General features: G+C 59.4%; 11 protein-coding genes. 8 read left to right on the forward strand and 3 right to left on the reverse strand.

The genetic code is table 11. The features are described 5' to 3' along the window. Positions 1-22 precede the first annotated feature (22 nt). From paaA to paaZ, 7 genes are read left to right on the forward strand one after another with little or no spacing between them, the layout of a single operon-like run. Positions 23-1,015 carry a 1,2-phenylacetyl-CoA epoxidase subunit PaaA gene (gene paaA / locus CHH27_RS05410; protein WP_094070677.1) on the forward strand — a complete coding sequence of 331 codons (993 nt, stop codon included), beginning with the start codon at positions 23-25 and terminating at the stop codon, positions 1,013-1,015. A gap of 6 nt (positions 1,016-1,021) precedes the next feature. Continuing rightward, on the forward strand, positions 1,022-1,504 hold the full coding sequence (locus CHH27_RS05415) for a DUF3291 domain-containing protein (protein ID WP_094070678.1): 483 nt from the start codon (positions 1,022-1,024) through the stop codon (positions 1,502-1,504). A 16-nt stretch (positions 1,505-1,520) separates the two neighbouring features. Further along, positions 1,521-1,805, forward strand: a complete 285-nt coding sequence (gene paaB / locus CHH27_RS05420) for a 1,2-phenylacetyl-CoA epoxidase subunit PaaB (RefSeq protein ID WP_094070679.1) — start codon at positions 1,521-1,523, stop codon at positions 1,803-1,805. Then, the gene (gene paaC, locus CHH27_RS05425; RefSeq protein ID WP_094070680.1) at positions 1,805-2,581 is read left to right on the forward strand and encodes a 1,2-phenylacetyl-CoA epoxidase subunit PaaC; all 777 of its coding nucleotides are present in this window, start codon (positions 1,805-1,807) and stop codon (positions 2,579-2,581) included. Before paaB ends, paaC begins: the two co-directional genes overlap by 1 nt. 3 nt (positions 2,582-2,584) lie before the next feature. Further along, on the forward strand, positions 2,585-3,097 hold the full coding sequence (gene paaD / locus CHH27_RS05430; RefSeq protein ID WP_094070681.1) for a 1,2-phenylacetyl-CoA epoxidase subunit PaaD: 513 nt from the start codon (positions 2,585-2,587) through the stop codon (positions 3,095-3,097). A gap of 59 nt (positions 3,098-3,156) precedes the next feature. Beyond that, positions 3,157-4,230: a 2Fe-2S iron-sulfur cluster-binding protein gene (locus tag CHH27_RS05435; protein ID WP_094070682.1), complete on the forward strand. Its 1,074-nt coding sequence runs from the start codon at positions 3,157-3,159 to the stop codon at positions 4,228-4,230. A gap of 35 nt (positions 4,231-4,265) precedes the next feature. Beyond that, on the forward strand, positions 4,266-6,308 hold the full coding sequence (gene paaZ / locus CHH27_RS05440; protein ID WP_094070683.1) for a phenylacetic acid degradation bifunctional protein PaaZ: 2,043 nt from the start codon (positions 4,266-4,268) through the stop codon (positions 6,306-6,308). Between the two features lie 174 nt (positions 6,309-6,482). Here the strand turns inward: paaZ and paaK are convergent, their stop codons facing one another. From paaK to paaG, 3 genes are read right to left on the reverse strand one after another with little or no spacing between them, the layout of a single operon-like run. Then, a complete protein-coding gene (paaK, locus tag CHH27_RS05445) occupies positions 6,483-7,793 on the reverse strand; it encodes a phenylacetate--CoA ligase PaaK (RefSeq protein WP_094070684.1) in 1,311 nt (436 codons plus the stop codon). Positions 7,794-7,828: 35 nt separating this feature from the next. Further along, a complete protein-coding gene (gene paaI, locus CHH27_RS05450) occupies positions 7,829-8,254 on the reverse strand; it encodes a hydroxyphenylacetyl-CoA thioesterase PaaI (protein ID WP_094070685.1) in 426 nt (141 codons plus the stop codon). A 16-nt stretch (positions 8,255-8,270) separates the two neighbouring features. After that, positions 8,271-9,065, reverse strand: coding sequence for a 2-(1,2-epoxy-1,2-dihydrophenyl)acetyl-CoA isomerase PaaG (paaG, locus tag CHH27_RS05455; protein ID WP_094070686.1), 795 nt, complete (start codon positions 9,063-9,065; stop codon positions 8,271-8,273). A gap of 258 nt (positions 9,066-9,323) precedes the next feature. Between paaG and CHH27_RS05460 the strand changes: the two genes are divergently transcribed. Then, a complete protein-coding gene (locus CHH27_RS05460; protein ID WP_094070687.1) occupies positions 9,324-10,643 on the forward strand; it encodes an HlyD family type I secretion periplasmic adaptor subunit in 1,320 nt (439 codons plus the stop codon). Positions 10,644-10,759 lie beyond the last annotated feature (116 nt).

Here is a 10,759-nt window from a genome sequence, read left to right on the forward strand (position 1 = left end):
TCACATGGCATGAGGAGGGGTCATGTACGCACAGATGGTGAAAACCGACGCGGACAAGGTCCGTGACATTTCGGAGATGTCCGCGGAAGAGCGGGCTTTTCAGGAGCGTATTGATCGCGGCGAGAAGATTGAGCCAACCGACTGGATGCCGGAAGGCTATCGCAAGACGCTCATTCGCCAGATCGGTCAGCACGCCCATTCGGAAATCGTCGGACAGCTGCCGGAGGGCAACTGGATCACGCGTGCGCCAACCCTTGAGCGCAAGGCCATTTTGCTGGCCAAGGTCCAGGACGAGGCCGGACATGGCCTATATCTCTATTGCGCGGCGGAGACGCTGGGGGTTAGCCGGGACGAGCTGATCGAGCTTCTTCATGCCGGCAAGATGAAATACTCCTCCATCTTCAACTACCCGACCCTGACCTGGGCCGATATCGGTGCTGTCGGTTGGCTGGTGGATGGTGCGGCGATCATGAACCAGGTGCCGCTGCAGCGCACGTCATTCGGGCCTTACTCCAGGGCGATGATCCGGATCTGCAAGGAAGAGAGCTTCCACCAGCGCCAGGGCTACGACATCATGATGAAGATGGCGAAAGGTTCTGAGGCGCAGCGCCGCATGGCCCAGGATGCGCTCAACCGGTTCTGGTACCCGTCGCTGATGATGTTCGGACCGTCCGACAAGGATTCGGTTCATTCCGCCCAGTCGATGGCGTGGAAGATCAAGATCAATACCAATGACGAACTGCGCCAGAAATTCGTCGACCAGACCGTGCCGCAGGCCGAATATCTGGGTCTCAGTATTCCGGACGACCAGCTGACGTGGAATGAAGAGAAGGGCGGCTACGACTTCTCCGAACCGGACTGGTCGGAGTTCTTTGAAGTTCTGAAGGGCAACGGGCCCTGCAACCGCGAACGCATGAACGCGCGGGTCAAGGCCTGGGAGGATGGTGCCTGGGTGCGAGACGGTCTGATGGCCCATGCCGACAAACGAGCCGCGGCGCAACAGGCTGCGGAGTGACGGTCAATGTCAGGGTTTCATATCGCTGAGTTGAATGTCGCGCGCCTGCGTTACGACATAAACGACCCGCGGATCGCCGATTTCGTCAACAATCTCGACAGGGTCAACGCCGCTGCCGAGCGCAGCGAAGGGTTTGTCTGGCGCCTGAAGGATGAAGGCGGCACCTCCGTTGAGATGACGCGGGAGGCCGATCCGATGGTGATCCCGAACCTCTCTGTCTGGACCGATGTGACTTCACTTGAAAACTTTGTCTTCAAGACGGTTCACAAGCGGATCTACGACCGGCGTGCCGAATGGTTCGAGGTCATGGACCGGATGCATTTTGTCATGTGGCCGGTTCCGGTTGGTCATCAGCCAAGCCTGGAGGAAGCCCGGGACCGTCTGGATCATTACAACAAGAATGGCTCATCGGACCAGGCGTTTGGCTGGGAACACGTTCCGAACGCCAATCTCTGGCGCACGGCACGCTGTGCCGGCTCAGCCGCCTGAATTTCGGAGGATACACATGAAAAAGGAATGGCCGCTCTGGGAGGTCTTCATCCGCGGGCAGCATGGCTTGAACCACCGCCATGTCGGTTCGCTTCATGCGCCGGACGCGGAAATGGCGATCAAGAACGCGCGCGACGTCTATACGCGCCGCAAGGAAGGCGTTTCGATCTGGGTGGTGCCGTCTGCACAGATCTCGGCGTCGGACCCCGGAGCCAAGGACAGCCTGTTTGAACCCTCCATGGACAAGATCTACCGGCACCCGAGCTTTTATGACATTCCGGACGATGTCGGGAAAATGTGATGACTGACAAGAACGATCATATCGCGAACGATGTTCTGTTCGAATGGCTGCTGCGACGCGGTGACACCGCGCTGGTCCTGGGTCACCGCGTGTCAGAATGGTGCGGGCACTCGCCGGTTCTGGAAGAAGATATCGCGCTGGCCAATATCGCGCTCGATCTGATCGGGCAGGCGCGTATGTGGCTCGGTCTGGCCGGTGAGGTTGAAGGCAAGGGGCGGGGCGAGAACGAACTGGCCTATCTGCGGGATGCCTGGGACTTCCGCAATCTCCTTCTGGCCGAGCAACCGAATGGCGATTTTGGCAAGACGATGATGCGCCAGTTCTTTATCGACGTGTTCCAGATGCAGATGCTGAAGGCGCTGCAAGGCTCAACCGATCCCCGGATTGCAGCGATTGCCGCAAAGGCCGGCAAAGAGGTCGCCTATCATCTCGACCGCTCGGCAGATCTTGTCATTCGTCTGGGCGACGGCACACCGGAAAGCCATCAGCGGATGCAGACGGCCCTGGACGAATTGTGGTCCTATACGGGCGAGATGTTTGCCTCAGATGCGGTCGATAGGGCCATGGCCGAAGCCGGTCTGGCACCTGATCCGGCGTCGCTGCAGGCTGAGTGGCAGGCAACTGTTCAGGAAGTGCTGACGGATGCAACGCTGATCTTGCCCGAAAGCACATTCGCGCACAAAGGCGGTCTGGAAGGTCGGCATACCGAGCATCTGGGTCACATTCTGGCGGAGATGCAGTTCCTGCAGCGCGCCTATCCGGGAGCGACCTGGTAAGTCATGCTCGTGACCACCAACACCGTCTGGCAATGGCTGGGGGAAATTCCTGACCCGGAAATCCCTGTCCTGTCGCTGACCGACCTCGGCGTCATCCGGGACGTTCATTGGCAAGAGGAAACGCTTGTTGTCACGGTGACGCCGACCTATTCGGGTTGCCCGGCAACGGCGGTGATCAATCTCGACATCGAGACCAAGCTCAGGTCCCACGGGATCACCAACCTGCGACTTGAACAGCAGCTGAGCCCGCCCTGGACGACGGATTGGCTGACCGACCGCGGGCGCGAGAAGCTGCGTGCCTATGGCATTGCGCCGCCGGTTCGGGAAACCGGTGCGCCGAGTGCCTCGAAGGGCAGGATTGCCCGGCTGACGGGACAGTCCGACGTGGTGGTCGCCTGTCCGCGATGCGGGTCGCAGGACACCGAAAAGGTCAGTCAGTTCGGCTCGACACCCTGCAAGGCAGCCTATCGGTGTCGCGCCTGCCTTGAACCATTCGACTATTTCAAATGCCACTAGGCTGTTGTGATTGGCTTCTGATCGGCAGCGCCGCCTGAAACACACTTGGGAGGATTTGCATGTCTCGGTTTCATGCCCTGACAGTGACCGAAGTAACCCCGGATACACGGGACTCGGTCGTCGTGACCCTGCAGCCGACACCCGGCGAAGAGGAGCTTTTCCGCTTTTCGCAGGGTCAGTATCTGACCTTTCGCCGCGATTTTGACGGACATGAGGTCCGCCGCTGTTATTCCATATGCGCCGGAACCGAAGAGGGGGCTCTGAAAGTCGGGATCAAGCGTGTCGACGGTGGCGCCTTCTCCTGCTGGGCCAACGAGAATCTCGTTGTCGGCGAAAGTGTCGAAGCGATGCCGCCGCTTGGCAGTTTCAATGCACCGATCGAGCCCGAGCGGGCGCGGTTTTATGTCGGATTTGCCGGCGGATCCGGCATCACCCCGATCCTGTCCATCTTGAAGACCGTCTTGGCACGGGAGCCGCAGTCGCAGTTCACGCTTGTCTATGCCAACCGGCAAGTGTCCTCGATCATGTTCCGGGAGGAACTGGAGGATCTGAAGAACCGCTATCTCGGCCGGCTGCACGTGATCCATATTCTGAAATCCGATGCACAGGACACAGAACTCTTCTCCGGCCGGATCGACGAAGAAAAACTTGCCGAACTGTTTGAAACCCTGATCGACCCGAAAGACATCGATCTCGCGTTTTTGTGCGGTCCGCATGGCATGATGGAAACGGTTCGCGAAAGCCTCGAAGCCGGGGGCGTGGACACGGACAGGATCAAGCAGGAGCTGTTCAAGTCCGATCAGCCCGGCCGGTTGCCACCAAAGCTTCGTCCGGAAGTCGTGGACGGCAAGGCCAAGGATGCGGACCTGAAACTGACCATCGACGGCACCACGCGTGACATCCACATGGAGCCGGGAGAAACCATTCTGGAAGCCGCCCATCGCAACAACATCGATGCGCCTTACTCCTGCTGTGCCGGGGTCTGCTCCACATGCCGGGGCAAGGTCCTGGAGGGCGAGGTGGAAATGGCGGCCAACCATGCCCTTGAAGACGACGAGATCCGTGACGGCTACGTGCTGACCTGTCAGTCGCGGCCGCTCACAAAACGTCTCGTCGTTACCTACGACGCCTGATCGCTTCCGTATCCTGTTGAATTTAAGGCTGTTTCATGACCGCTCATCCGCAAAAAGTCCGCGTATTGGAAAGTTATCTGGCCGGCGCCTGGCGGCCGGGGAAGGCGGACGGCAAACCCTTGCTCGACGCAGCCACGGGAGCGCCTGTGGCAACGATCGATGCGTCCGGTCTCGATCTTGCCGAAGCTCTGACCTGGGGTCGTGACAAAGGTGGCAAGGAGCTGCGCAAGATGACCTATCACGAGCGCGCCCTGATGCTGAAAACGCTTGCCCAGGCGCTTATGGACAAGAAGGAGCTTTTCTACCAGGAAAGCTTTGCCACGGGGGCAACACGCAAGGATGGCTGGATCGACATTGAAGGCGGCATTGGGACCATGTTCGCCTATTCGTCCAAGGCCCGCCGCGAGATGCCGAACACCAAGGTGTTTGTCGAAGGAGCCGTGGAACTTCTGTCGCGCGACAATTCCTTCTCGGGCCAGCACGTGCTGACCCCCTTGCGCGGCATTGCCATTCACATCAATGCCTTCAACTTTCCCTGCTGGGGCATGCTGGAAAAGATCGCGCCCGCCTTGATCGCGGGCGTCCCGTGCCTGGTCAAGCCGGCAAGCCAGACGGCCTACCTGACAGAACTGATGGTACGTGAAATCCTGGCAACCGGCATCCTGCCGGAAGGAGCGCTTCAGCTTCTTTGCGGCTCGGCAGGCGATCTGGTCGACCATGTGACCGGACAGGATGTGGTCACGTTCACGGGTTCTGCGGCCACCGGGCAGATGCTGCGCCAGAACCGGGCGATCGTGCAGAACTCCACGCGTTTTTCGATGGAAGCAGACAGTCTTAACGCGGCCGTGCTCGGTCCGGATGTGACGCCGGAGGATCCGGAATTTGACCTGTTCGTCAAGGAAGTCGCCCGCGAAGTGACCGTCAAGGCAGGTCAGAAATGCACCGCCATTCGGCGTGTCATCGTGCCGAGGAAATCGATCGAAGCCGTCTCGGAGGCGCTTCAGAAACGGTTCGACCGTCTGGTTATCGGTGATCCACGGGACGACACTGTTACCATGGGTCCGCTGGCTTCGCGTGATCAGGTCACGGAAGTGGAGGACCGTATCGCCGATCTCAAAGCTGAGGCTGAGCTTCTGTCACGCAATCCGGCAGGGGTGTCCAGTGACGGCGCGTTCGCCGGCCCGGTTCTCCTTCATTGTGCCGACCCGCTCAAGGCTGAGGCCGTACACTCCGTCGAGGCCTTCGGGCCCGTGGCAACCCTGATGCCCTATGACACGGTCGACGAGGCTGTTGAACTCACCCACAAGGGCAAGGGCTCGCTGGTCGCCTCGGTGTTCACCAATGATCCCGGCGTTGCGGAAGAGGCGGTGCTCGGCATGGCACCGTTCCATGGCCGTGTCATGATCGGCAACCGCATGAGCGCAAGGTCCTCGACCGGACATGGCTCGCCGCTGCCGATGCTGGTTCACGGCGGCCCGGGGCGCGCCGGTGGTGGTGAAGAGCTTGGCGGTATCCGCTCCGTGAAACATTACATGCAGCGCACCGCCGTGCAGGGCGCACCGCACCTTCTCGGAGCTGTCACGGGACGGTGGATTTCCGGGTCACCTGGCCGGCAAGACACGCGCCATCCCTTCCGCAAGTCACTGGCCGAATTGAAGATTGGCGATCAGCTTGTCACCGGGTCACGCACGGTCTCGCTGGACGATATCGAGCATTTTGCCGAGTTCACCGGAGATACGTTCTACGCCCATATGAACCAGGAGGCTGCGGAGCGGAACCCGTTCTTCGAGGGGCGTGTGGCCCATGGTTATCTGATCGTGTCCTTTGCCGCAGGCCTGTTTGTCGACCCGGACGAAGGCCCGGTTCTGGCAAATTACGGTGTCGACAATCTGCGTTTCATGACCCCGGTCAATGCCGGAGATACCCTCAAGGTACAACTGACCGCCAAGGAAATCTCCCCCAGGATCACCGCCGACTATGGCGAAGTTCGCTGGGATTGCCTGGTTTCCAACCAGAAGGATGAGCCTGTGGCGCAGTATGATGTCCTGACGCTGGTCGCAAAAGACTGGCCCGCCTGATCGGGACGCTATCGCTACCGAAGAACTGACTATACCGGTCCCAGGCACGCCACGCCGGGGGCCGGATATTGTTTCAAACGCAAAGTCAGTCTCGGGTCCTTAGGCAGAAAGCCCCTGCCGGTTGCCATGTTTTTCAGGAAACCGGCAGGGAGCGCTGAAGGGTAAGGGCCTTGATCACTCTTTGGGCCGGTTATCAACCACACGCTTGGCCTTGCCGGCAGAACGTTCCACATCGCCCGGTTCCGTGACATCGATCCGGGCAGAAACGCCGACGACGCTCTTGATGTGGTGGGCAAGCTCCCGGGCCGACGCCTCCCGTGCATCGCTGCCTGCCGCTGCCGGAAGTGCTTCGACATGAACCGTCATGACATCCAGACGATCCTTCTTGCTGAGCTCGATCTGGAAATGCGGTGACAGGCCCTCGCATTTCAGGATCTGTTCCTCGATCTGTGTAGGAAAAACGTTGACGCCGCGCAGGATAATCATGTCATCGGAGCGTCCGGTGATCTTCTCCATGCGCCGCATGCTGCGGGCGGTGCCGGGAAGAAGGCGGGTCAGGTCGCGGGTCCGGTAACGGACCATCGGCAGACCTTCCTTGGTGAGCGTTGTGAACACCAGCTCACCGATTTCCCCGTCGGGCAGAACGTCGCCTGTCTGCGGATCGATGATTTCCGGATAGAAATGATCTTCCCAGATATGCAGACCGTCTTTAGTCTCCACGCATTCATTGGCGACGCCGGGCCCGAGGATTTCTGAAAGTCCATAAATATCAACGGCGTGCATATCAAACGCCTGTTCGATTTCCTGGCGCATTGCATTGGTCCAGGGTTCCGCTCCAAAAATGCCGGTCGCCAATGACGTTTCGCGAGGATCGATGCCCTGGCGGCGGAACTCGTCAAGGATGGATAGCAGATAGGACGGTGTCACCATGATGATGCGCGGCTTGAAATCCTGGATGAGCGTCACCTGCCGTTCTGTCATGCCACCGGAAACGGGCACCACGGTGCATCCCATCTTCTCCGCGCCGTAATGTGCGCCCAAGCCGCCGGTGAACAGGCCATAGCCATAGGCAATGTGAATGATGTCACCGGGCCGTCCGCCCGAAGCGCGGATCGAGCGGGCAACCAGATGGGCCCACATGTCGATATCGTTCGCCGTATAACCAACCACCGTCGGTTTGCCGGTGGTGCCGGACGAGGCATGAACCCGGACAATCTTGTCGCGCGGAACCGCAAACATGCCGAACGGATAGTGGTCACGCAGATCGGTCTTTGTCGTGAAGGGAAACTTCGACAGGTCCGAGAGACTATTCAGATCAGACGGATGGATGCCCTTTTCATCGAAGCGTTTCCTGAAAAGCGGAACGTTTTCATAAGCATGGGCTAGCGACCACTGCAATCTGCTTAGTTGCAGTGCCGACAATTCGTCCCGGCTAGCGGTCTCGATGGGTTCGAGATCTCCTGGAAGCGGAGCGAGATTTTCCATGATGTCCTCCCTTGGCAACCAATCAGGTCACCACCTCATTCCGGCAGGATGCTGCCTTTTGTCGTTCTTGAATTGCCGCGGAACTCCGCGATCACGTCACCGGCCTGGTTGCTTACGGTTACGTCGTAAAGTCCTGAACGGCCACGCCGGTTCCGTTCGCGCGCTTCAGCGGTAAGCCTGTCATCGAGATGTGCCGGCGCTAGAAACGTGACATCACAATGCTGGGCAACGGTGACCTGGTTATAAGTGTTACAGGCAAACGCAAAGGCGCTGTCCGCAAGCGTGAAGATGTAGCCGCCGTGGCAGATGCCATGACCATTGGTCATGGCCTTGGTCACCGTCATCGACATGGTCGCGCGGCCCGCTTCAACCTGATCCAGGGCGATGCCGAGGTTCTGGGAGGCCGTGTCCTGGGACCACATGCGCTGCGCACAGGCTTTTGCAAGCTCTTCCGGGGTCATAAGGGGCTCCGTCTGATCAGGTGCCGGTAAACCGGGCAGGGCGTTTTTCGAGAAAGGCAGAGACGCCCTCCTTGTAGTCGCTGGAGCGTCCCGCAAGGCGCTGTGCATCGCGTTCATCATCGAGTTGACGGTCCAGCGGCTGATCGGCCGCGTCCTGGATCAGTTTCTTGGTGGCGGCCAGGCCCTTGGTGGCTCCGGAGGCAAGCCGGCTGGCCAGGGATTGGGCCTCCGACTGAAGCTCCTCATCCGGAACGGCTTTCCAGATCAGTCCCCAGTCGGCGGCCGTATCCGCGTTCAGCGGCTCTCCCGTCATGGCGAGTGCCTTCGCCCGTGCTTCTCCGATCAGGCGGGGAAGCAACCAGGTGCCACCGGAATCCGGCACCAGTCCGATCTTGGAAAACGCCTGGATGAAGCGCGCGGACCGGGCTGCCAGAACGATGTCACAGGCAAGCGCGATATTTGCACCGGCACCGGCAGCCACGCCATTGACGGCACAGATGACCGGTTTTTCAAGCGCCCGGATCTGCCGCACAAGGGGGTTGTAGAGCGTTTCCAGCGTCACGCCGAGATCCGGCGCTTCGCTGCCGTCACGCATGTCCCGGTCGGACAGGTCCTGCCCGGCGCAAAAAGCCCGGCCGGCGCCGGTCAGAAGCACAGCGCGAATATCGGCAGTCTCAGCCGCGACTTTGAGCTGCCCGCGCAAGGCGAGGTGCATCTCTTCGTTGAAGGCGTTGAGACGGTCCGGCCGATTGAGGGTGATACGCAAAAATCCGTCCTGTTTTTCCGCCAGAACAGTCTCCGCAGTCGCCATACGCTCCTCCCAAAGCATCACAGTTTGACTCAAAATAGGTCAACTCTTGTGACATTAATGCACGCCGTCTGACTTTGGTCAAAGACAGTTTGGGCCAAATTGGTTCGGTTGCCACGCACTTGTGGATTGAGGAAAAAGATTGCGGCCCGGTTTCAACGGCAAATGCGCACTTTTTCAGAAAAGAGAGCTACGCGGATTCAGCGGATATTTACTTTAATCGCGAATAGTTAGCGTGGTATCGGCCAGCGTTAGGGCGCCATGTTTACTCGTAAAGCCTCACTTGAAAATTATTCTCTCGACGTTCCTCTTGAATTGGAAGAGGGACCGCCTCCCGTTGCCTATCGGCGCGTTCTGCAGGTTCTTTCCCTCAGTGCGGCAGCATTCCTGGCATGGTCTGCCTTCGGCCAGGTGCGGGAAGTTGCCAGTGCGACCGGCGAGATCGTACCGGCAGGCAAGGTTCAAACCGTCGGCCACCTGGAAGGCGGCATCGTTGCCGAAGTCCTGGTGCAGGAAGGGCAACTTGTTACGAAAGACACACCTCTGGTCCGCCTGCAGGAAACAGCAACCTCCAGTGATCTGGAACGGGTGCAGACACGTTTGCGGTTCCTGGCAACAGAAGAACAGCGCCTCACCGGCGATACGTCGGGGGATGGGGCTAATGGATTGCGGCTCACCGGCGGGGCTGTTTTCAGCGAAGCCCAGCAGGCGGCGTTTGACGCGCAGCGCAAGGCCGCTGAACAGGAGCAGCAGGCGCTAAAGGCCCGGATCAACGAGAAACAGGCTGAACTTGCCAGCATTGTTGAACGTATTGCGCTGCAGCGGACGCAGGTCGAAATCGAGCAGGAAAAGTTCAACATCCAGGAATCGCTTTACGACCAGGGCTATACGTCGAAGCGGCGGTTTCTGGACGCCAAGTCGTCGCTTCAGAATGCGCAGAGCCAATTGAGCGAGTTGAATGGCTTCAAGGGTCGTGCGCAGGCGCAGTTGATGGAAGCGGAAGCGAGCCTTGAGCGCTCGATCGCCGTACTTCAGGAAGAACTGGCCGAAGAACGTAGCCGGGTGGCGCAGGAGCGCAGCGAACTGGCCTTCGAAGCGGAAAAACAGCGTGACCGGTTCGACAGGCTTTATGTGCGCGCGCCGGTGGCAGGTCATATCAAGGCGCTTTACCTCAAAGGGGCCGGCAGCGTACTGGCACCCGGCGACGTGGTTGCCGAAGTTGTTCCGAGCGACAGCGACTTGGTCGCGGAAGTGCGCGTCTCTCCGCGCGACATCGGTCATGTTGAAGTCGGTGACGAGGCGGAGATCCACATCACGACCTTCGATCCCAATATCGAAGGGACGATCAAGGGTGAGGTCTCGGTGATTTCAGCGTCCAGTTTCCGGGACGAATATGGCAACTATTATTTCAAGGCCACCATTCCGCTGGCGTCCAACACGATCGGGCAGGGGGCAAGGGCTGAAACCATTTCGCCGGGCATGGTCGTTGATGCCAAGATCGTGACCGGGTCCAAATCCGTGCTGCAATATATGCTGAAACCGGTCACACGGGCCATCGGAGACCCACTGAGCGAGCGCTGATGCGCGGACAGGATCCAGGCATGCAACGTTCGCTGCCCGCTAATGAAGTGATGTTTCGCTAGCGGAAATCGTTTTCGCAGATTTCCTTCAAGGCGCGTGCCTGCGTCCCATCCGTG

This window comes from Labrenzia sp. VG12, assembly GCF_002237595.1.
In the GTDB taxonomy this organism is placed as follows: Bacteria; Pseudomonadota; Alphaproteobacteria; order Rhizobiales; family Stappiaceae; genus Roseibium.

What these genes read in the sequence shown, in the direction of transcription:
- paaB (WP_094070679.1), top strand. Translation starts at nt 1,521, where the DNA reads ATGAAAAAGGAATGGCCGCTCTGGGAGGTCTTCATCCGCGGGCAGCAT.
- CHH27_RS05415 (WP_094070678.1), top strand. Translation starts at nt 1,022, where the DNA reads ATGTCAGGGTTTCATATCGCTGAGTTGAATGTCGCGCGCCTGCGTTAC.
- paaZ (WP_094070683.1), top strand. Translation starts at nt 4,266, where the DNA reads ATGACCGCTCATCCGCAAAAAGTCCGCGTATTGGAAAGTTATCTGGCC.
- paaD (WP_094070681.1), top strand. Translation starts at nt 2,585, where the DNA reads ATGCTCGTGACCACCAACACCGTCTGGCAATGGCTGGGGGAAATTCCT.
- paaG (WP_094070686.1), bottom strand. Translation starts at nt 9,065, where the DNA reads ATGGCGACTGCGGAGACTGTTCTGGCGGAAAAACAGGACGGATTTTTG.
- CHH27_RS05460 (WP_094070687.1), top strand. Translation starts at nt 9,324, where the DNA reads ATGTTTACTCGTAAAGCCTCACTTGAAAATTATTCTCTCGACGTTCCT.
- paaI (WP_094070685.1), bottom strand. Translation starts at nt 8,254, where the DNA reads ATGACCCCGGAAGAGCTTGCAAAAGCCTGTGCGCAGCGCATGTGGTCC.
- paaA (WP_094070677.1), top strand. Translation starts at nt 23, where the DNA reads ATGTACGCACAGATGGTGAAAACCGACGCGGACAAGGTCCGTGACATT.
- CHH27_RS05435 (WP_094070682.1), top strand. Translation starts at nt 3,157, where the DNA reads ATGTCTCGGTTTCATGCCCTGACAGTGACCGAAGTAACCCCGGATACA.
- paaC (WP_094070680.1), top strand. Translation starts at nt 1,805, where the DNA reads ATGACTGACAAGAACGATCATATCGCGAACGATGTTCTGTTCGAATGG.
- paaK (WP_094070684.1), bottom strand. Translation starts at nt 7,793, where the DNA reads ATGGAAAATCTCGCTCCGCTTCCAGGAGATCTCGAACCCATCGAGACC.